20 protein-coding genes, 1 pseudogene and 1 riboswitch are annotated in these 21,028 nt (G+C 34.9%); of the genes and pseudogenes, 17 read left to right on the top strand and 4 right to left on the bottom strand.

What is annotated here, in order from left to right; genetic code table 11:
* Positions 1-133 precede the first annotated feature (133 nt).
* The 11 genes from P0092_RS11255 to P0092_RS11205 all read left to right on the top strand — a co-directional run bounded on the left by P0092_RS11255 (position 134) and on the right by P0092_RS11205 (position 10,569).
* Positions 134-1,171 carry a DUF362 domain-containing protein gene (locus tag P0092_RS11255; RefSeq protein WP_004619419.1) on the top strand — a complete coding sequence of 346 codons (1,038 nt, stop codon included), beginning with the start codon at positions 134-136 and terminating at the stop codon, positions 1,169-1,171.
* Entirely contained in the window at positions 1,164-2,066 is a 903-nt protein-coding gene (locus tag P0092_RS11250) for a permease (RefSeq protein WP_004619420.1), read from the top strand. The genes P0092_RS11255 and P0092_RS11250 overlap by 8 nt, the downstream gene beginning before the upstream one ends.
* Positions 2,067-2,378: 312 nt before the next feature.
* Complete coding sequence (locus P0092_RS11245) at positions 2,379-2,999, top strand: GGDEF domain-containing protein (RefSeq protein ID WP_004619422.1); 621 nt, start codon at positions 2,379-2,381, stop codon at positions 2,997-2,999.
* A 14-nt stretch (positions 3,000-3,013) separates the two neighbouring features.
* Positions 3,014-3,144: riboswitch (cyclic di-AMP (ydaO/yuaA leader) on the top strand.
* 113 nt (positions 3,145-3,257) lie between these two features.
* Positions 3,258-4,085, top strand: coding sequence for a transporter substrate-binding domain-containing protein (locus P0092_RS11240; RefSeq protein WP_004619424.1), 828 nt, complete (start codon positions 3,258-3,260; stop codon positions 4,083-4,085).
* Positions 4,086-4,101: 16 nt separating this feature from the next.
* Positions 4,102-4,758, top strand: coding sequence for an amino acid ABC transporter permease (locus P0092_RS11235; protein WP_004619425.1), 657 nt, complete (start codon positions 4,102-4,104; stop codon positions 4,756-4,758).
* 16 nt (positions 4,759-4,774) lie between these two features.
* Complete coding sequence (locus P0092_RS11230) at positions 4,775-5,497, top strand: amino acid ABC transporter ATP-binding protein (RefSeq protein WP_040758881.1); 723 nt, start codon at positions 4,775-4,777, stop codon at positions 5,495-5,497.
* Between the two features lie 34 nt (positions 5,498-5,531).
* On the top strand, positions 5,532-6,809 hold the full coding sequence (gene kamA, locus P0092_RS11225) for a lysine 2,3-aminomutase (RefSeq protein ID WP_004619429.1): 1,278 nt from the start codon (positions 5,532-5,534) through the stop codon (positions 6,807-6,809).
* A complete protein-coding gene (gene ablB, locus P0092_RS11220; protein ID WP_004619431.1) occupies positions 6,790-7,650 on the top strand; it encodes a putative beta-lysine N-acetyltransferase in 861 nt (286 codons plus the stop codon). The genes kamA and ablB overlap by 20 nt, the downstream gene beginning before the upstream one ends.
* Positions 7,651-7,661: 11 nt before the next feature.
* The gene (locus P0092_RS11215) at positions 7,662-7,988 is read left to right on the top strand and encodes a cyclic-di-AMP receptor (protein WP_004619433.1); all 327 of its coding nucleotides are present in this window, start codon (positions 7,662-7,664) and stop codon (positions 7,986-7,988) included.
* A 240-nt stretch (positions 7,989-8,228) separates the two neighbouring features.
* Positions 8,229-8,813 (top strand): TetR/AcrR family transcriptional regulator, encoded by a 585-nt coding sequence (locus P0092_RS11210; RefSeq protein WP_004619435.1) that lies wholly within the window; start codon positions 8,229-8,231, stop codon positions 8,811-8,813.
* Between the two features lie 175 nt (positions 8,814-8,988).
* Positions 8,989-10,569 (top strand): ClC family H(+)/Cl(-) exchange transporter, encoded by a 1,581-nt coding sequence (locus P0092_RS11205; protein WP_004619437.1) that lies wholly within the window; start codon positions 8,989-8,991, stop codon positions 10,567-10,569.
* A 149-nt stretch (positions 10,570-10,718) separates the two neighbouring features.
* Here P0092_RS11205 and P0092_RS22130 read toward each other — a convergent pair.
* Positions 10,719-10,826 (bottom strand): annotated as a pseudogene (locus tag P0092_RS22130) (group II intron maturase-specific domain-containing protein); the annotation flags it as partial.
* Between the two features lie 149 nt (positions 10,827-10,975).
* On the opposite strand from P0092_RS22130, the gene P0092_RS11195 reads away from it, so the two are divergent.
* The 5 genes from P0092_RS11195 (at position 10,976) to P0092_RS11175 (ending at position 16,204) form a co-directional block, all read left to right on the top strand.
* Positions 10,976-11,851, top strand: a complete 876-nt coding sequence (locus P0092_RS11195) for a phosphate ABC transporter substrate-binding protein (RefSeq protein WP_004619439.1) — start codon at positions 10,976-10,978, stop codon at positions 11,849-11,851.
* A 78-nt stretch (positions 11,852-11,929) separates the two neighbouring features.
* Positions 11,930-12,847, top strand: a complete 918-nt coding sequence (gene pstC / locus P0092_RS11190; RefSeq protein ID WP_004619441.1) for a phosphate ABC transporter permease subunit PstC — start codon at positions 11,930-11,932, stop codon at positions 12,845-12,847.
* Positions 12,847-13,740, top strand: coding sequence for a phosphate ABC transporter permease PstA (gene pstA, locus P0092_RS11185; protein WP_004619443.1), 894 nt, complete (start codon positions 12,847-12,849; stop codon positions 13,738-13,740). Before pstC ends, pstA begins: the two co-directional genes overlap by 1 nt.
* 22 nt (positions 13,741-13,762) lie before the next feature.
* Entirely contained in the window at positions 13,763-15,475 is a 1,713-nt protein-coding gene (locus P0092_RS11180) for a methyl-accepting chemotaxis protein (RefSeq protein WP_004619445.1), read from the top strand.
* Between the two features lie 9 nt (positions 15,476-15,484).
* A complete protein-coding gene (locus P0092_RS11175; protein WP_004619447.1) occupies positions 15,485-16,204 on the top strand; it encodes a response regulator in 720 nt (239 codons plus the stop codon).
* Between the two features lie 2 nt (positions 16,205-16,206).
* Here P0092_RS11175 and P0092_RS11170 read toward each other — a convergent pair whose 3' ends face one another.
* Positions 16,207-17,877 (bottom strand): S-layer homology domain-containing protein, encoded by a 1,671-nt coding sequence (locus P0092_RS11170; RefSeq protein ID WP_051132012.1) that lies wholly within the window; start codon positions 17,875-17,877, stop codon positions 16,207-16,209.
* 302 nt (positions 17,878-18,179) lie between these two features.
* Between P0092_RS11170 and P0092_RS11165 the strand changes: the two genes are divergently transcribed.
* Positions 18,180-19,304 (top strand): 4Fe-4S binding protein, encoded by a 1,125-nt coding sequence (locus P0092_RS11165; protein ID WP_004619451.1) that lies wholly within the window; start codon positions 18,180-18,182, stop codon positions 19,302-19,304.
* Between the two features lie 239 nt (positions 19,305-19,543).
* Here the strand turns inward: P0092_RS11165 and P0092_RS11160 are convergent, their stop codons facing one another.
* On the bottom strand, positions 19,544-19,900 hold the full coding sequence (locus tag P0092_RS11160; RefSeq protein ID WP_131451625.1) for a hypothetical protein: 357 nt from the start codon (positions 19,898-19,900) through the stop codon (positions 19,544-19,546).
* Entirely contained in the window at positions 19,875-20,588 is a 714-nt protein-coding gene (locus P0092_RS11155; RefSeq protein WP_004619456.1) for an NAD(P)/FAD-dependent oxidoreductase, read from the bottom strand. Before P0092_RS11155 ends, P0092_RS11160 begins: the two co-directional genes overlap by 26 nt.
* Positions 20,589-21,028: the final 440 nt, after the last annotated feature.

The raw sequence follows: 21,028 nt of genomic DNA, 5'->3' as shown, positions 1-21,028 counted from the left end.
GAATAAATTGCTCAATTTGATACAGCAATTGACTTGGGTTAGAATTGTATGTTAAAGTAAATTTTGGAATAAATTTCATGTATTTGATATTGCTTCTGATTTATAGTATTGAAAAAGTGGGAGGATAAGAAATATGAATATTAAAAGTATGATAGGTATTGTTTTAAGCATTGTAATTATGCCTTGCCTCGTAGCATGCAGTAATGCTAAGGAAAGTGTTAATGAAGTTGCTGTGGTAACCTCATCGTCAACCTTATCATCAACCTCACCATCAACTCCATCAGTAACCCATTCAAAGAGAGAAACCCCAATCGTGTATATGACTCCTGACATCAGCTCCAAGGGTTTAATAGCTGCTTATAAGGCGCTGGACTGGACACCGAAAGGTAATGTTGCAGTGAAGCTCAGCACAGGTGAGCCGCCGGCTAGTAACTATCTCAAGCCGAAATTGATTAAAGAACTGGTGCAGTCAGTCAAGGGTACAATTGTGGAATGTAATACAGCGTATGGAGGCTCCCGAATCAGTACAGCCATGCATATGCAGGTCGCGAAGGATCATGGCTTTACCGCGATTGCAAAGGTAGATATTTTGGATGCCGACGGTTCAATGAGGCTGCCGATATCAGGGGGAGCCCATCTGAAAGAAGATCTTGTAGGAGCACACTTTTCCAATTATAATTCATATCTTGTATTATCTCATTTTAAAGGACATGAAATGGCCGGATTTGGAGGTGCTATTAAGAATATTTCAATAGGTCTTGGTTCGAGGGAAGGAAAATGTCTGATCCATACAGCCGGCAATAGTAATTCAAGTATATATGGACAAAATCAGGATGCCTTTCTGGAATCTATGGGTGAGGCTGGTAAGGCAGTTTCTGACAGCTTGGGAAACGGAAGGAATATTGTTTACATCAATGTGATGAATAATCTTAGCATAGATTGTGACTGTAACGGCAATCCGGCAAAACCGGAGATTGCTGATATCGGAATACTTGCATCCACTGACCCGGTAGCGCTGGATAAGGCATGTATAGATCTTGTATATGCTGCAAAAGGCAGTGAATCCCTCAAAGAAAGAATTGAAGATTTGAATGGATTACATACGTTGGAATACGCAGAGAAAATAGGTCTTGGTTGTCGCACTTATAAATTGGTGAATATTAATGATTGATATACTGCAGCGTGAGTTTATATATTTATTCTATTACTTTAGTGTACAATTGGAACAGATTTTTACATATTGGCTGTTAGGCATGCTCATAGGGTCTGCGGTGTCGGTGTTTGGTAAGGAACGGATACATCGGCTGTTCAGTGGCTTGCAGAATAAGAGGCTTGGGGTATTAGGCATTTTCCTTGCCTGTTGTCTTGGGATAATCTCTCCGCTTTGCATGTATGGAACAATTCCAATTGCCGCTTCCTTTTCAGAGAAGGGTATGAGAGACGACTGGCTGGCTGCTTTTATGATGTCATCGATTTTGTTAAATCCTCAGCTGATTATTTATAGTGCAGCATTGGGAACTAAGGCATTGATTGTACGAATTATCGCCTGCTTACTATGTGGATTTATGGCAGGGTTGCTAATAAAGTTATTCTACAGAGAAAAATCATTTTTTAATTTCAGCGGTTTTTCTGAAATGAAGAGCCATGATACAGATGCCAACATTCTACTACGTTTCCTTAAAAATTTTGGAAGAAATGTGAAAGCAACCGGTCTGTACTTTCTTCTGGGAATATTATTATCCGCGCTGTTTCAGAGATATGTACCGGCAGATGCATTTGCTAATTTATTTGGTAGCAACAAGGGATTTGGTGTACTGATAGCAGCTACAATAGGTGTTCCGCTTTACATGTGCGGAGGAGGAACAATACCGCTTTTGCGGCAGTGGTTATTTGACGGTATGAGCATGGGATCTGCAGCAGCTTTCATGATTACAGGGCCAGCCACAAAAATAACCAATTTGGGTGCTGTGAAAATTGTATTGGGTACCAGACGGTTTGTGCTGTATTTAGCATATGTTATAATTTATGCACTTTTAATTGGATTCTTATTAAATATTGGAATTTAATAGCGTTTAGAATAACCGGCGTTTTCAAAAAACACCCAAAAAAGTCTTTGATATGTTCCCTCGAACAGATGTTTCCATAACACCAAAAATTTGAATTATATCGTGTCTTGTATCCTGCGTTTTTTATGGTAAAAGATTAAGACTCCTTTTAATATGATATCTATATTGTTTCTCCATCGTAATATTAAGAGATTTGTAAACATAGACTAAAAACGAACATTTAGATTATAATGTTCATATATTAATAATACATTATTGTGTTTACATATATATGTAAGTTTGATATGATAATATATAAGGGAGATAATATATATGGATAACAATATAGTTTCAAAAGAAAAGTTTATTGAAAAGGTTCAAGAGTTTATTTCAAATGCTGATGGACCCTTTAGTATTGCTGTAGCAGATATTGATAATTTTGAAAGTATAAATAAAATATATGGGTATAAAATAGGAGACAAGGTTATTGAAAAACTTGTGTCTATATTTACACAAAACCTTACAGGTATGGATTTAGTTACTCGTCATGGAGATGAATTTAACTTTCTTCTTGTTAAAAAAGGTGCAGAAAGAAGTTTTATGGAAATGGAAGAAATAAGACGATATCTTTCGGACAATATGTTTCCGCTGAGTGATTCCAATAAAATAGAGAATGTTTATATTACTATAAGCTGTGGTATAGCCAGTTATCCACGAGATGCCAAAAACGCAGTTGAACTTTTCAGGGTTGCTGATAGTGCAATGTTCAGGGCAAAAAAGCTTGGAAAGAATAGAGTCTGCTTGTCAGAAGCAGAAAGTATGGTTTTGAAATCAAGTTACTTTACTAAAACACAGGTTGACAGACTGGCAGGATTGTCAAAAGAAAAAGAAAAAACAGAAGCTTTTTTGTTACGTGAAGCCTTGGATGATTTATTTAAAAAATATAGTAAGTAATATTAAAACTTAATATATAAATTTTGCTTAATCCATAGAATGGAACGGGAGAACCAATTATTTGGGGTGAGTCCGTAGTTAAGGTAGGGTAATCTTTCAAACCGAACCCGTCAGCTAATCTCGTAAGCATTGAAAGAGAAGGTGATTAATATGCATTAGTTGTACCTTTTATTAGGTACACCCTTTTATGCGCTATGGATAACTCTTTCATAGTGTTTTTTTATTTTTAAGAAAATTTAATTTGGGGAGGCGCAGTTAATGTTTAGAAACAAATTGAAATCTATTTTCCCGGTAATACTAATACTTATATTGCTGGCAGGATGTGGAAGTAAAGGAGTAAATATTGGAGTGGTTACCGGAACAACCTTTGAAGAACAAGCTAGAAAGCTGACTAAAGTTAAGGAAGTAAAGCTTTACAAGGATGATACATTGACTCTTTGGGAATTGTCCAACGGAAGAATTGATGGAGTAATAACAGACCGAATGGTTGGAACAATCGGTATAAGAGACGGCGGCTATAAAAATCTAAAACTTGCAGGAGATTTATTATATAAAGAAACCATTGCGGTTGCAATTAATCAGAAGGACGATGCCCTGAGACAGGCTATAAACAAAGTATTAAATGAAATAATTTCTGATGGTACATATGAAAAAATCAGTAAAAAATATTTCGACATTAATATCCTTGATGGAGTTGATTATAAACCAACAATCCCCAATGAAAAACCTGCAACTGATGATAGTCTGGATAGAGTTAAGAAGGCGGGAAAAATAAAATTTGCAATGAGCGGAGGTTATCCTCCATTTAATTACTTCAATGATAAAGAAGAACTTACGGGCTTCGATGTCGATATTGGAAAAGAAGTAGCAAAGCGACTGGGGGTCAGCTACGAACCCATTACCACCGATTGGAGCGGAATACTTGAAGGCCTGAGGAGTAAACGCTATGACGGTATTTTTGGTAGTATGGCTATAAGTAAGGACCGTTCTGAAGTAGTTGACTTCACAGACCCTTACTATTATTCAGGTGCACAATTAATTGTAAGGAATGATTCAAAAATAAACAGTCCGGACGATTTGAAATAGGCAGGAGGATAATTTATTGAAATACGATTGGAGCATACTAATTGAAAAATTTCCGATATTTTTACCTGCGGCATTTGAAACACTAAAAATAACAGCTGCAGCCATAATAGTCGGTTTGGTAATTGGACTTTTAACGTCAATGTGCAGAATTTCTAAAATAAAGCTTATATATTATCCAGCAACTTTTTACGTTAATTTGGTCAGAGGCACGCCTATATTATTACAATTATTCATTGTATATTATGGGTTAACTGATATTGTTAATCTTTCCGCATATCCTTCTGCAATAATTGCTTTTGGTCTCCACAATGGGGCATATATATCAGAAATATTCCGAGGCGCAATTAAATCAATAGACAGAGGGCAGTTTGAAGCTGCCCGGTCTATTGGAATGAGTAAATTTAGGGCTATGTACCGTATTATACTTCCTCAGGCTTTAAAGCGAGCTGTTCCACCATTGGGAAACCAATTTATAATTGCGACAAAAGATTCCTCACTTGCTAGTGCAGTAACAGTAAAAGAGTTATTACTTAAATCTCAACAGATGGGTTCTTCTACATTCCGTTTTATGGAGTACTTTTTAATTGCTGGAATTTATTATTTTATAATGACCTCAATACTTGGATTCTTCGTGCATAAACTTGAGAAAAGACTAGCCGTTAGTGACAGATAGGAGTGAGATAAACATGATGCTGGAAGTAAAGAATCTACACAAGAGTTTTGGAAAACATGAAATATTAAAAGGAATAAATCTATCGGTGGAAGAAGGCGAGGTAGTAGTAATAATCGGGCCCAGCGGCTCAGGAAAAAGTACATTACTGAGATGTATTAATTTTCTGGAAAAAAAACAAAAAGGTGTAATTAATATAAATGGGGTACGAATTGAAAACAAAGAACGAACAATAAATAAAATGCGTCAAAATGTTGGTATGGTTTTTCAGCACTTCAATTTATTTCCTCATAAAACAGTCCTGGGAAATATTATAGAAGGACCTGTCCAAGTTAAAGGTGAAAATAAACAGATAGCTATTCCCGAGGCCTTGGGGCTTCTTGAAAAGGTGGGGTTAATTGACAAAAAGGATGCTTATCCGGCTATGCTGTCAGGCGGTCAGAAACAAAGAGTTGCAATTGCACGTACCTTGGCCATGAAACCTCAAATGATCTTATTTGACGAACCAACTTCAGCCCTTGATCCGGAGTTGGTTGGAGAAGTACTCAATGTAATGAAAGAATTGGCACTTGAAGGAATGACAATGATTATTGTGAGTCACGAAATGGGCTTTGCAAGAGAAGTATCCGATAGAGTGATTTTTATGGATGATGGTAAAATCCTCGAAGAAGGAACTCCTGATCATATATTTACTAATCCACAGAATGAAAGAACTCAAACATTTCTAAGTAAAATTCTATAGACTTAGCATCTAAGGAAATGAAGGGAGAGATTTGATGCAAAGAAATTATAAGGACATACCTATGTGGAAGAACGTAACCGAGTATGAATGGAATGATTGGCGATGGCAGCTTGCCAATAGAATAACAACGATTACTCAATTGGAACAGGTAGTAAACTTAACTGTTGAGGAAATAAGGGGAATAGAGAAGTGTCTGAAAAAGCTACGAATGGCAATAACTCCTTACTATGTAACATTAATGAATCCGGAAGACCCGGCTTGCCCCATAAGAAAGCAAGCCGTACCTACAATTAATGAAACATATATATCAACATGTGATAGCAGTGATCCACTGCACGAAGGAATAGATAGTCCTGTTAATGGACTAACCCATAGGTATCCGGACAGAGCATTGCTTCTTGTTACCGATCAGTGCTCAATGTATTGCCGACACTGTACAAGGAGAAGATTTGCCGGAAACGACGATAAAGAGCTTTCTATTACTAATGTTAATAAAGCAATTGAATATATAAAGAACACAAAGCAAATAAGAGACGTTATTCTGTCCGGTGGAGATGCCTTATGTATATCGAATGAACGTCTTGAATATATACTCAAAAGCTTAAAAGCAATAAATCACGTAGAAGTAATTCGTATTGGCACAAGAGTACCTGTCGTCATGCCTCAAAGAATTACCCCTGAATTATGTAATATGCTAAAAAAATACCATCCTTTATGGATTAATACTCAATTCAACCATCCGAATGAACTGACCCCTGAGGCAATTAAAGCATGTGAAATGTTGTCAGATGCCGGTATTCCCCTTGGTAATCAATCTGTATTACTCAGCAATATAAATGATTGTCCCTACATTATGAAAAATTTGGTCCAAGGACTTGTGAAGTCAAGAGTAAGACCATATTATCTTTACCAATGTGACCTTTCAGAGGGAATTGAACATTTCAGGACTCCGGTGACAGTCGGGGTTGAAATAATAGAAATGCTAAGAGGTCATACATCAGGTTTTGCAGTTCCAACCTTTGTTATTGATGCTCCAGGCGGCGGCGGTAAAATTCCTGTAAACCCTCAATATTTATTATCACAATCAAATGATAAAGTTATATTAAGGAATTTTGAAGGAGTAATATGCAGTTATACAGAGCCGCAGGATAAAACACACCAATGTCACGAATGTGGTTTATGCGACAAGTATAAGGAAAGCGCATGCAGGGGATTAGAAAAACTATTTCAAGAAAAGGAAATTTGTCTTATTCCTAGAAACAATATTAGAATAAACAGAAGGGAACAATTTCATGACACTATTAAATCATAAATTACATGAAAATAATCAACTTATTTACTACAGCAACATAGATAAAGTTAAAATATTTATAGACCAGATTAATAAAAGACTTAAAATCCTGGACTATGATAATATTTCGACCAGAGAGATACTAAATATATTAGATTTCGCAAAAGAAATTGAACTTGGCAAAGTAATAACAAATTGCAGAATTAAAAACCTTGATACCTTTAGAAATTTGCATTTTAAAGTTGAGGGGTTAATAAACGGATTTTTTGACGGTGAAGATGCATATTGTGTATCTTACTTTATTGACAAAGAGCGTGAAATATCAGATTTCATTCAAAAAGAAAATGAAATTCTTGAGAATACTACTTTATATTCCACAAATTCCCGTCCGACAGATACGATTAAGTATACAATAAGACGAGCTGAAAGTAATGATATACCTGAGATGGCCAGATTATTCTCAAGCGTATTTTCAACATATCCGACGCCCATTTTTAATGAAGTTTATCTGAGTAAAATTATTAACAGACAAACCATATTTAAGGTTGCAGTTGAAAATGGCAAAATCATAAGTATTGCATCAGCAGAGTTGGATTTGTTAAATATGAACGCAGAAATAACCGATTGCGCAACTCAGCCGGACTACCGTGGAAAAGGTTTATTAACTTCCATTATAGAGTCCCTTGAGCAGGAGCTTACCAATAAAGGATTCAAATCCTTTTACAGCCTGGCAAGAGCCATTAATCCGGGTATAAATAAGTCCTTAAGCAAACTAAACTATCGTTATAGAGGTAGACTTATAAATAACTGCCATATATGCGGAAGGTACGAGGATATGAATATATGGGTTAAAAATATTTAGGGGGAATTAAGATGAAATTAATCTTTTCCATAGTACATGATGATGATTCGTATACTGTTATTGAAGAACTTAACAACAGTGGTTATTACGTAACTAAACTTTGCTCAACCGGCTCATTTCTTAGGACTGGTAATACAACTTTACTTATTGGCATAAATGATGAAGAGCTGGAACCTGTTTTAGAGATTATTAAAGCAAATTCCAAAAGACGAACGCAGTATGTTCAAACTACAACCCATGGAGCACTTCCGGGAATTTTCGCTACCGTTGGAACAGAGGTAAGTGTTGGTGGTTCAACTATATTTGTTATTAATGTTGAAAAAATGGAGAAGTTCTAAGTATACGGACTTATATAAAAAATGGTATATCAATAATTCCAGCATAGGGATACTGATATACCATTCTTTCTTTTTAGTCATCTTTTGAAAAAGAGCGCAAAAACCCCGTTTAACTCAAGTTAACTGTGTATTTGAATATAATTTGCTTATAAAAAGCTAAATAATTATTTGCATATAATTTGGATACATCGTATAATTGATTGAGTTATCAGTCAAATAATATGTAAAAGAAGGCGTTATATGTCCAGAAACAAACGAAAGAATGAAGTTTTAACGCAAGCTCGGAAAGAGAGTATATTGCGAGTCGCAATAAAACATTTTTCTGAAAAAGGATATCAAGGTACTAATGTATCTGAAATTGCTAAGGAACTTGGTATAAGTCAGGGGATAGTTTTTTGGTATTTTCAAACTAAGGAAAACCTATATAAAAACGCATTTATGCAGGAATTTATAGAAATAAAATTAGCAAGTTCAAGAATTCTCCATAATGATTATTTGCAGCCTTTAGAAAAATTAAGAAGTATAATATCGGAAATGATTAAAGTGTACCAAGAGAAAAAAGAAGGATGTATGTTAATCCTTCAGATTCTTTCCAATACAGAACTACAGCATGTCTTATCAATAGACATAACCAATGTATATAATGACCTATTTAGTGATTTAGAGTTACTTTTCTGCGAAGCTGGAGCGTCTAATCCAAAATTAAAGGCAAGGAATTTTGTAGCACTACTTGATGGATTTATGATACAAATCCTTTTAGGTCTGGATATAGGAGAACGTGAGACGCTTGTCAATGATATTTTACATAGATATGAACTTGTATAAATATGAAGGTAAAATGCAGTTTGAATTGTTGTATTAATTAAGAACAGGGACATAATTAAAGTTAGTTAGTCTTATTATGCAAACTTAGAAACATACGTGTATTTTAATTGTAACAAGAAAGGGAGTGAATCTTAAGTAAGACTTGTACGGGTAACGTACGTTCTTACTTAAAATTATGAAAGAAGATAACAAGCACAATACATATAATACTTTATTTCATTGGCATAGTTTCAGATTAAAACTTGTATTTGAGGGTATAGCAGTTGGTATTTTGACAGGGTTATTGATTATTTTATATCGATTTTCTTTAGAAAAATCCATGGAGTTCATTAAATATATATATGGAGTTTTATTAATAAAACCATATCTGATACCAATATGGGTAGGTGTATTAGTAATCGTTGGCTTTATAGTAGGGAAAATAATTAAAGCTGAACCAATGGTTAGTGGCAGCGGTATTCCTCAGGTCGAGGGAGTGTTACTAAGAAAGCTAAAAATGAGTTGGTGGAAGGTAATTCTTGGTAAGTTTTTTGGTGGGGTTTTGGCTATTGGTTCAGGTCTGTCTTTGGGGAGGGAAGGTCCGTCCGTCCAATTGGGAGCTGCTATAGGACAAGGTTTCAGCAAAATATTTAAAAGAATAAAACTGGAAGAAAAATATCTTATAACAAGTGGGGCAAGTGCCGGTCTTGCAGCTGCATTCAATGCACCGTTAGCGGGAGTAATGTTTGCTTTGGAGGAAGTTCATAAAAATTTCTCGCCATTAGTGTTACTATCATCACTGGCGGCGGCATTATCAGCAGATTATGTATCAAGCGGCTTTTTTGGTTTAAAACCTGTTTTAAATTTTAAAACTTTAAATGCTTTACCTCTAAAGTCTTACTTTTATATAATTGTTTTAGGTGTAGTATTGGGCGCATTGGGAGGGCTATTTAACAAGTCAATACTCATGTTCCAAACCTTATATTCAAAATTGAGAAGGATTCCAAAAGAGTTTCATATTATTATACCCATGATAATTTCTATATTATTAGGATTGGTACTGCCACAGGTGCTAGGTGGAGGTCATGAGTTGATTACATCTCTTTTAGCAAATGGCGGCTCTCCTATACTGTTTCTCTTGATGTTATTGTTAGCTAAGTTTTTATTTACAATGGTAAGCTATGGTTCAGGAGCTCCTGGAGGAATTTTTTTACCATTACTTTCGATTGGGGCATTAATAGGAAGTATATATGGATTTTTGGCAGTATATTTATTTCATTTTGAAAATATATATATCAATAGCTTTATAATTCTGGCTATGGCAGGTTATTTTACAGCAGTTGTAAGAGCACCTATAACAGGAATAATTCTTATAACTGAAATGACGGGCTCTTTTAATCATCTCTTATCCCTTGCCATAGTATCAATTACTGCTTATATAGTTGCTGATCTTTTAGGCTCAAAGCCTATTTATGAGTCCTTGCTTGAAAGAATTTTACGAAAACAGGGTAGAAAAGTTGCCATCGGGAGCTATAAGCATAAATCTATTTTGGAATTCGCAATTTGCATGGGTTCAGAACTTGATGGAAAAGTAATAAAAGACATAAAATGGCCGTCCCATTGTTTGCTGGTTGCAGTCAAAAGGGGGGAGCAAGAAATAATTCCAAAGGGAGATACAGCTCTATATGCCGGTGATTATTTAATTGTTCTCACAAATGATGACAAAGTATCAAAAATCAATGATTCTTTTGCAAAGATAATTGGCCACTGTGAGTAAAAGTCATAAACAACCTTGCTATAACCCTTTCTTCAGAAACAATCAAATTTTAAAGAGAGACATCTCATGACAACGGCTGCCCAAGATTTAATTTTCTGACTAAATTTTCGGCAGCTGTTAACTTTTACGCTGTAACTTGTCTATAATAATCAGAATTTCTTTAAAGTATCATTATTAAGTGATTTGGATAGGATTGGGCTGTTGGATATTCTCCAATAGCCTTTTCTCGTGTTTGCATAATCCCATGCTTTCTGTTTACACCCGGGAGATTGCGCCCATGCTGGGTGCACATAATTAAAGAAACATTAACCTCTTATTAACGTTTCTTTAATTTGTATTTAAACAAAAATATATAAAATGATTACTGTAATAAAAAATTACTTCTATACAGGAGGGTCTATAGGATATGAATAAACTCATAAAATCTATAACGTTATCAATGGTATTAGCTATCAGTTTAACCGCTGCCTTAGCCGGATGCGGAACGAAAAATGAAACCGACACAGGTTCTGATATTTCCGGTTCTGTTACTGCAGTGGGGTCATCAGCACTTCAGCCTTTAGCAGAAAAGGCAGCACAAATGTTCATGGATAAAAATAAGGATGCAAATATACAAGTGCAGGGTGGAGGTAGCGGAACAGGACTTAAGCAGGTATCCGAAGGTGGAGCTGATATAGGTAACTCTGATGTGTATGCTGCCGAAAAGCTCCCTGAGGATAAAGCAAAAGCATTGGTGGACCACAAAGTTTGTGTTGTAGGTTTTGCAACTGTTGTAAATCCTAAGATTAAAGTTGACAACTTAACAAAGCAACAGTTGATTGATATATTTTCAGGTAAAATAACAAACTGGAAAGATGTCGGCGGAGATGATATGAAGGTTGTAATTATTAATAGACCAAGTTCATCAGGAACAAGAGCAACATTTAAAAAATATGCTTTAGATGGCGCTGAAGAAGCAGAAGGTAAAGCACTTACAGAAGATCAATCAGGTACAGTTAAGAAGGCTGTAGCAGAAACAGATGGAGCAATATCATATCTTGCACTATCTTATATTGACAAAAGTGTAAAAACTCTAAAATATGAAGGTGTCGAAGCCACAGTAGAGAATATTACCAGCGGTAAGTATCCTATATGGTCTTACGAGCACATGTATACCAAGGGAAAACCTACAGGTGCGGTAAAAGCCTTTATTGATTACATGACAAGCAGTGATTTTACTTCTTCAATTTCTGAAATGGGATATATACCAAACAGTGATATGAAAATATCAAGGGATAAATAGATACTGGTATTTACTAAAGGAATCTGGTTGAGTTTACTCTCCAGCTTCCTTTTACCCTAATTTAAGGATGACAAAATTATGTTAAAAGAAAAATATAAGAATTCTAAGTTATATTATTTAGAACATGAACTTTTGGGGAAGTATACTGTAACTTTTTTTGGGATATTTCTTATTATATTAACAATATGTCTTGTTACATTTATTGCAACAAAAGGGTTGGCGACGTTTTTTAATAATCACTATTCACCTATTGAATTTTTGTTTTCAACAGTATGGAAACCTGACAGAGGTGTTTCAAAGGGTGGTCCTGCAATAGGTACTTTGATTTTTATTGTAGGCTCTGTTTCAGTTTCCCTTCTTGCACTTATTATTAGTACACCTTTAAGTGTATCAATAGCAATTTTTATGACTGAGATATCTCCTAAATTAGGGAAAAAATTATTACAGCCCGCTATTGAAGTATTTACAGGAATACCTTCTGTTGTCTATGGTTGGGTTGGATTAAGTGTATTGGTTCCCCTGATAAGAGCTAACTTTGGAGGGCTAGGATTCAGTTTGCTTGCAGGCTCTCTGGTTTTAAGCATTATGATATTCCCTACAATTGCAAGCGTATCGGCTGATGCAATCAGAGCAATATCCAGAGATTATTATGAAGCTTCGTTATCTATTGGAGCTACAAGGTGGCAAACAATTTGGAAGATAATATTACCTTCTGCAATGCCCGGAATACTGACGGGGGTCGTGCTGGGACTTGCCCGTGCTTTTGGGGAAGCTCTTGCAGTTCAAATGGTTTTAGGTAATACAATACGTATTCCTCACTCAATTGTAGATTCCACTGTAAACATGACCAGCATAATTACAATGGATATGGGTAATACCGCTATGGGAACCGTATGGAACAATGCACTGTGGTCCATGGCACTGCTACTGTTAATAATGTCATTTTTGTTTATTATACTAATTCATAAAATCGGAAAAAAAGGGGTGAGTAAGTAGTGCTAAAATCAAAAACAGCAGACAGGTTGGCAACGGTAGTTTTATATATAATAGCTTCCGGAATCATACTACTGCTTTTATCCTTTGTAGGTTATTTACTTTACCAAGGCAGGGAGCGACTAAATTTACATTTTATTATATCTTCACCCGTATTTATGAAAGAAGGCGGAGGAATAGGTCCTCAGTTGTTTAATTCATTGTACATTGTATTCCTTTCTATGATAATTACTGTTCCTATAGGACTGGCAGCAGGTGTATACTTGTCAGAATATTCCAAACCGGGAAAAGTCACTGATATTATACGTTTTTGTATTGAGGCACTAGCATCTCTTCCTTCTATTGTAATTGGTTTATTTGGGTTACTTGTTTTTGTTAGTATGACAGGGTGGGGGTATACTTTATTTTCAGGTGCTTTGGCGGTTGCAGTGCTGAATTTACCTGTTATAACCAGAATTAGTGAGGATGCAATACGAAATGTTCCAGATACAGTGAAAGAAGCCAGCCTTGCAATGGGAGCTACACATTGGCAAACTATTTATAAAGTAATTATACCTACTGCTTTACCAGCCTTAGTAACAGGTTTGATTATGACATCAGGAAGGGTTTTCGGTGAAGCAGCAGCACTATTATATACCGCAGGTATGAGTAGTCCTAATCTGAATTTTGATGATTGGAATCCATTTCACATAAGATCCCCTTTAAATCCTTTCAGACCGGCTGAAACTCTTGCAGTTTATATATGGAAAGTCAATTCAGAAGGCCTTGCTCCAGATGCAAGGCAAATAGCAGACGGTGCTTCGGCAATTTTAATAATTTTTGTGTTTATCTTTAATATCGTATCCAGATTTTTGGGAAGAGTTCTAAGTACAAAATTTGCCGGAAGAAAAAACTAATATAAGGTTGGTGGTTTGGTGAATGAAAAAGAAATACCTATCCACAATAAGATTCAATAGATTTAACTTAAGTGCAGTAAAAATAAGAACAAGAATATTGGCATTATTTTTAATTTTAATTACTGCAGCAATCGCAATAGTTACAGGAGTTACTTATACTGTAGGAAAAGACAACCTTGAGAATATGATATCAAACCAGTTGAATAATTCTGTACGTTCTATAGCAAATCAAATTTCACTATTAAACAGTGCATACAGTTCTAAGGAATTTTCCCGAAAGCTAAATTATGTCTTAACATCAGAACTTTCCAGTTATAAGAGAGCAGGGTATGATACCGATATTTATTTGTTACATGCTGATGGAACATTTGTTGACATAACTAACACCAATAGAAAGACAGATAAAAAAGCTAATTTGCCGGATAATTTGTTAAAATCCGCTATTAAAGAGAAAAGGGGAAGTATGAAGATAAAACTTGACGGAAATGATGTTACAGTCGCATTCGGCTATATTTTAGAAAAAGATTGGGTATACGCCGTGTCCGTAAAAAAAGCTTCATATCTCAAACTACTATATAAGCTACAGTTTATTTCGCTAATCTCCGGAGTTATATGTATCTTTCTGGCTTTTGGACTTAATATGCTTGGAACCCGTGGAATTATCAATTCAATAAAAAAAATCAGCAACACAGTTGTTGCCGCCGGAAATGGAGCTTTGTCTGTGCGTTCATCAGCCAGTCATGGCGGACCTGAGATTTCAAATCTCTCCAATAGTTTAAATTTGATGCTTGCTAACTTCCAAAAATTACTGGGTGAAATAGGAACTTCTATAGGAGAGTTAAATGCCTCCAGTATTGAATTAAATCAAATTTCTAAAATAACAGATTGTAGTACTTCTTATATTCGTGAACTTACACATAAAATGTCCAATAAATATGAGGAGCAAAATTCCTTTGCAACTCAAATAGCTGAGTCTGCAACACAACTAATTAAAACCATTGAAAAAGTCATTCAAAAAGTTAACCTGACTGCCGAACTGAGTCAGCTTATGATAAATTCAGTATTAGAGGGCTTGAAAACTATAAAGGAATTAAACGGATATATGGGCGAAATAGAGTTGGTCTCAAAGCAAATAGTTGATTTTGTTAATATTTTAGATAACAAATCTAATGAAATCCATAAAGTTACAAGTACAATTAAGAATATTTCAGGTCAGACAAAGCTTCTTTCATTAAATGCTTCAATAGAAGCAGCCAGAGCCGGTGAAACAGGCCAAGGTTTTATGGTGGTTGCCCACGAAATTCAAAATCTGGCATATAGTTCAGCTGTATCAGCAATAGAAGTAGAAGAAATAGTTAAGGATATAAAAACCAATATGGATGCTGTACTCAAAATAGCTGAACATGGCAGGAATGTATCCTATAAAGGAAGCGAAATGGCAAATGTGACTGATATTACATTTAATGATATTTTGAATAAAGTATCAGAAACACATAAAAATGTAAAAGACATCTCATATAAAGCCAATCATATATCAGAAAACATAAAACAGTTTGAAATAAACTCTGATAAAATCTTAAGTATAATTAACCAGATGGCAGCGAGTTCTCAGGAAGTTGCTGCAGAGGTTGAAAAACATCACAGCATATCGGGCAGTGTGATTGTTAATTCCGAAAATATTTTAAGTGTAGCAGCAAAATTCGAACAGTTAAAAAAATTATTCTCTACTGATTGAGGTGTTGGCATGAAAGACAAGCTCATATATATTGCTGATATGTATAATGATGCATTACAGTTACTAAAGCAAAATCTGGAATCGTATAATTTTGATGTGAAGGTATTTGACAATGGGGATAAACTTGTAATTAATTGTATCAAGCTAAAGCCTGATTTCGTAATAATGGATATAAATCTACATGGAATAGATGGCCTTGAAGTATGTCGTAAGTTAAGACAGGAATGTAATACAAGAGATATTCCAATAATATTTTTAACTGAAAAAAAGGACGAATTTGATGTTCTTTTAGGATTAGAGGTTGGAGCCGATGACTATATGGTTAAGCCGTTCAGTATTAGAGAACTGCATTCAAGAATTAAAGCAATCTGGAGGAGGACACGGTTTAATAGAGCTAAAGAACTGGATAATATAAAACTTAATAATTTAATATTTGACATACAAGGAAGGACTGTCAGCAACGGAAATATTTCAATAAAGTTTCCTCAAAAAGAGTTTGAACTCTTAATGTTTATGATAATCAATAAGGGAAAGGTTCTTAACAGAAATTACATTATAAAACAGATATGGGGTTCTGACCGATACAATGACAGCAGAACCCTCGATGTCCATATCAGATATCTCCGTAAAAAATTAGATGTGTTAGACAATAAACACTTATATATTGAAAGTATACGTAAATCTGGTTACAGATTTATTGATAAAAAAGTTGATGATAAAGTCGGCTGAGTCTAAAAGCTGTCAATACCAATAGCATTAAGCATCTCTGGCGATGCCTCCTGATAGTCCCACCAAAATATAGGGGAATTATTGTTCAAACACAATTTCTGAAATTCCTTAATTTCAGAAACAGCAACATTATCGCAAATCATACCCATAAGAGCGATATTTTTTGCGCCTGTAGCTTTATATTCCTTTACGGACCTATCATAGCACTCTTGAGGAGAGTCTCCTATAAGCTTCCAGTAAGACTGTGGCATGGCATACCTTGCATATTGATTAAAAATGTCAAAAGGTAATGCACTATGGTAGGTAGGATAAGCATAGGAGGTATAATCAACAGGACCTAACTGGGAAATAGCCGACATAAACTGTTGTGCTTTATCCCTCATATTTACATTTTCATATTCTTTTTCAACATCTGCTATATAAAAAGATGCGCCGGCCTCAAAGCTTTTCTGTACATTGTTTATTTCATCCTGCAAATGATTTCCATAGCAATATCCCCATGCACCACACGGAATACCTGCAGCTTTAAACTTTTTGATTGCATCAGCTTGCTCCTGCCACCATGCACTGCCATCATGAGTTTTTATTACATAACCTATACGCAGTGTTTTTGCCTTTTCTATAAGAGCATCAATATTTCCTGACTCAGATTGCGAAAGCTTCCATATTAATACATAATTTGTTACATTTTGCATGTTTTGCTCATTGTTATTATCAGTCTGTGATGAATTATTTTGATTATCTCTCCCGTAACCTCCTCTACTGGTTTCAGAAGTTTCTTTTACATATTGAGCGGTAATCCAACCTGTAGAACCGTTGAACAAGACCCTATACCAGTTATTTGACAATCCGTTTGCCTCTAAAATGTCTCCTGATTTGACTTGTCCTATAACAGAGTACGAAGTACCTGGATTAGCACGAATATTGACTATACTGCCTGTTACTACAATTGAACTCCTGACCGGAGTAATTTCAATATTTTCTGAATCCTTCTGGGGAGGTGACGTATTCTCAGACATTTTTGATAAATAGCTTTTTGCATTATTTATCATAACAACTGCTTGAGCACGTGTTACATTTTTAGCAGGGTAAAATTTACCATCATTATAACCTGATATTATCCCTGCGGAAGCAAGAGCAGTTACCGCATTTCTTGACCAATTGGCAATTTGACCGTCGTCTTGAAATACTTTTTTACTATTCGCGTTAATTTTTGTAAGGTTAAATATAGCCATGGCACATTGTTCCCGTGTTATAAAGTTATATGGTCTGAATGTATTATCCGGGTATCCGCTCATATAGGATGCATTTGCTGCAGTCCACACATTTGCTGCAAACCAGTCCTTAGTGCTTACATCAGTAAAATGTGCAGTGCTTTCCTTTGTCGTTACACCAAAAGCAGAGTTCAGCATTGAAACACATTCTGCCCTAGTCACAGGCATGTCCGGCTTGAATGTAGAATCAGTATATCCTTTGACATAACCAGAATCAACTGCCTTTTCTATATCTTTTTCTGCCCAGTGATTCTGAATGTCGTTTAATAAAATGGAAGCTGCAGACGAATTGTTGTTACTTAAAGTCATCATAGTCAACATAATTGATAAAACAGAAAAACATATTACTAATTTTTTGCATAAGTAGTAATAGTTATCCTTAAAGATATTATTTTTCATTTTACGCCCCTTATGTAAGTAATTTCTCAAATATTTCCTAGTTAAAATAATACTATATTCAGATTGATATTTGTCTTTAATAAAAAAAACTTAAACAGATTGTAATTCTATTGTAATTGTTATTAATTTTTTGTAGTAACAAAAATAACATATTTGTTTCGCATTTTTGTCAAACATTTGACACATATGCAATTTATAATGAACCCATGAAATTATTTAAAACTAATCTGACAAGGAGTGTGTAAATGAGGAAATAAATCTGTTGAACTAAATTAGAATATATTTTTGGGGGAGTGATTAAGTTGAAGAACTATAAACTGGTAATGTATTTACGATTAGGTCTGTTAACATTATTTGCTGTATTGATTACCATAGCCGGGTACCTCCATATAGTGAAAGGCGGAGGCAAATCGCCATCAATTCATGCTTTATGTCCATTTGGCGGACTTGAAAGCCTGTTTCAGTTATTTGCAACAGGAAGCTTTATAAGCAAGATATTTGCGGGAACCATGATACTTTTTGTTATAACTCTTGTAGTTTCAATCCTTTTCAGACGTAGCTTCTGTGGCTTGATATGTCCATTTGGAGCTATCCAAGAACTTGTTTCAAAAATGGGACAGAAAATTTTCAGGAAAAAATTTATCATACCTTCTAAAATTGATAAACCATTGAGATATCTGAAATATATCGTCTTAATTGTTACAGTTTTTTATGCCTGGAAAACAGCAGGATTATGGATGTCTCCTTATGATCCCTGGTCAGCCTATGCACATTTACCGGAAGGGTTGGAAAGTGTATGGAGCGAATCAGCAGTAGGCTTAATTTTGCTTGTTGTAATACTAATAGGGTCTTTTCTTTATGATAGGTTCTTTTGTAAATATTTATGCCCAATGGGAGCTTTATACGGTATAATTGGCAAAATAAGTCCTTTCAAACTAGTTCGAAATGAGAATATTTGCATCAACTGCGGTAAGTGTAATAAGGTATGTCCTATGAATATTGATGTGCAAAATTCTAAGGAAGTTAAAAGTGCAGAGTGTATTAATTGTCAAACCTGTGTACTAAATTGTCCAAAATCAGGCACATTATATAGTAAAGTACAAAAAAAATCTGTGAAGCCTTTGGTTGCAATTGCTTTAGTAATGGTAGTGTTTTGGGGCTCAATCTTTGCTTTTCAAAAAATGGGTGTGTATCAGCTTTTACCTGAGCAGATAAAATCTGGTGAAAGCATAACTTTTGATGAAGTCAAGGGCTATATGACGATTACAGAGGCTGCTAAAGCTACCAAAACAAAATTGGAGGAATTCTATAAAAAATTTGAAATTCCTGAAACTGTACCTCCTGAAACAACTATGAAGAGTATAAGTAAAATAGTTCCTGATTATGAATTAGATAAAATCAAAGAAAAGACTAAGTCTAGCAATTAAGAGTTTTGTCTATAATGGATTTAGAAATTCCCCCCAATTACACGAAATTTTAATTTCGCGTAATTGGGAGTAATTTTTTATATGAGTATCATAATGAAAAAAGTTATATAAAATTAAAAAACCCACTTAAATAGCATAGTACCATATTTTCTATAACTAAATAAAATCGTAAAGTTATAGAAAAAGCATAAATATACTTTATATATATCAAAAATAAATATATATTCAATTTTTATTTTTTAAATTTGCATCTTTTTACTTGCTCTTAACAGAGTCCTTTTGCATATTCCTGTGATATTAGCAATCTCTTGGTAAGTGTAACGATCCCGCATTTGAAGTGCTTCACTTAATTGCTTTTTAGAGTATTTTGTTGGGCTCCCACTGGGAATAGAATTATTTGTTTGATGATTTTTTCTTGAAATTATATGGTTTGAGCCTGACAGGTAGTCCCCTATAATTTGTGTTGCCATTACTTTCTTGCGGTCTTGCCAGTTTGAAATAATCTGCCCCATTACCATATGGCATTTGGATGCTTCCTCTTCCGAAATTTCATAATACTCGATCTTCTCGCTAGATGGAACTGCCTCTGTCCTCAAGCATAAGCCCCGGCAGTAGTGTTTTAATTGCTATTGAATTACGAAATATAAATACACCATCTACTTCTAATATATGGCCATTCTTTAAATTTATAGAAGCTACTCGCTTCTCACCACAAATCTCCTCAATAGCGCTGATTATTTCCACATTTGGGAGGTCAATACTGCAATCTTTATATGCCGGAAATAGATAGACTTTCTTCGCAATTTCCGCCAAATACTTAATCTCATGTTCAAAGCGTTTATTGTTGCATACAATTCCGATTGTTCTATTACGATAAAGCATTCCATCACAGGTTGCACAGTAACTTAGGCCTTTACCTATAAAGCCTAATTCCCCCTTTATGGATGCTACATTTGCCATTCCTGTTGCAAGAATAACAGACTGTGCCTCGTAGTACTCACTGCCTGCCATAATGGCGTAATGACCTGATAATGGCATAACAGCATTTACCATGTACTCTGCAATTTCAATTCCCATATCTTCAATCTGCTTTCGGTAAGCACGCATGAGTTTTTCTCCCGATACAGCTGCTAAGCCGGGGTAATTTAAGATAAGTTCTGCCTTCTCCACCTTCTCGCTTAAGTTCTTTGTTCCAATCCATATAAACTTTTTCTGATGAATTTTTAAATTCAATGCTGCGGATAATCCGGCAGGTCCAGTTCCAATAATGGCCACATCATACATATTGATTTCCTCATCTATTTTATTTTAAACAGGCGTTATTAAACGCCGCAAGCTGTAATAACCGCTTATATGTTAACTAAGTCTTTCTATATTTTCAATAAGCTCCGTCGATTTGGTTGAAAATCTTGCTTATGCGGATATAATTCGTGGTTTTTTGACTATCTGATTCCATTTTAAATTATGTCACTACAAAATTATTTGTGGAAATTAATCGTAATGCAAATAAAAAAGCTGCAACCTACGACATAAATATCATAAATTGCAACTAATTTCTTATTAGTTCATCTGTAAAAATGAACTTACCACATTTACGGCAAATTTATCCCTATAAGTCACAGCAGTAATCCTGCAAAAATAACGTATACTTTATTTTTGCAGGATTGTAAGCTATACTATAAATATTACAATAGTTGCTGAAAATCTAAAATACAAAGGAGTAT

The sequence above is a fragment of the Ruminiclostridium papyrosolvens DSM 2782 genome (assembly GCF_029318685.1).
Classification (GTDB): domain Bacteria; phylum Bacillota; class Clostridia; order Acetivibrionales; family DSM-1351; genus Ruminiclostridium; species Ruminiclostridium papyrosolvens.
This window is presented reverse-complemented; position numbering and strand designations above follow the sequence as displayed.

Coding starts and splice junctions, on each gene's coding strand:
- P0092_RS11255 (WP_004619419.1), top strand. CDS start 134: ATGAATATTAAAAGTATGATAGGTATTGTTTTAAGCATTGTAATTATG.
- P0092_RS11250 (WP_004619420.1), top strand. CDS start 1,164: ATGATTGATATACTGCAGCGTGAGTTTATATATTTATTCTATTACTTT.
- P0092_RS11245 (WP_004619422.1), top strand. CDS start 2,379: ATGGATAACAATATAGTTTCAAAAGAAAAGTTTATTGAAAAGGTTCAA.
- P0092_RS11240 (WP_004619424.1), top strand. CDS start 3,258: ATGTTTAGAAACAAATTGAAATCTATTTTCCCGGTAATACTAATACTT.
- P0092_RS11230 (WP_040758881.1), top strand. CDS start 4,775: ATGCTGGAAGTAAAGAATCTACACAAGAGTTTTGGAAAACATGAAATA.
- kamA (WP_004619429.1), top strand. CDS start 5,532: ATGCAAAGAAATTATAAGGACATACCTATGTGGAAGAACGTAACCGAG.
- ablB (WP_004619431.1), top strand. CDS start 6,790: ATGACACTATTAAATCATAAATTACATGAAAATAATCAACTTATTTAC.
- P0092_RS11215 (WP_004619433.1), top strand. CDS start 7,662: ATGAAATTAATCTTTTCCATAGTACATGATGATGATTCGTATACTGTT.
- P0092_RS11210 (WP_004619435.1), top strand. CDS start 8,229: ATGTCCAGAAACAAACGAAAGAATGAAGTTTTAACGCAAGCTCGGAAA.
- P0092_RS11205 (WP_004619437.1), top strand. CDS start 8,989: ATGAAAGAAGATAACAAGCACAATACATATAATACTTTATTTCATTGG.
- P0092_RS11195 (WP_004619439.1), top strand. CDS start 10,976: ATGAATAAACTCATAAAATCTATAACGTTATCAATGGTATTAGCTATC.
- pstC (WP_004619441.1), top strand. CDS start 11,930: ATGTTAAAAGAAAAATATAAGAATTCTAAGTTATATTATTTAGAACAT.
- P0092_RS11180 (WP_004619445.1), top strand. CDS start 13,763: ATGAAAAAGAAATACCTATCCACAATAAGATTCAATAGATTTAACTTA.
- P0092_RS11175 (WP_004619447.1), top strand. CDS start 15,485: ATGAAAGACAAGCTCATATATATTGCTGATATGTATAATGATGCATTA.
- P0092_RS11170 (WP_051132012.1), bottom strand. CDS start 17,877: ATGAAAAATAATATCTTTAAGGATAACTATTACTACTTATGCAAAAAA.
- P0092_RS11155 (WP_004619456.1), bottom strand. CDS start 20,588: ATGTATGATGTGGCCATTATTGGAACTGGACCTGCCGGATTATCCGCA.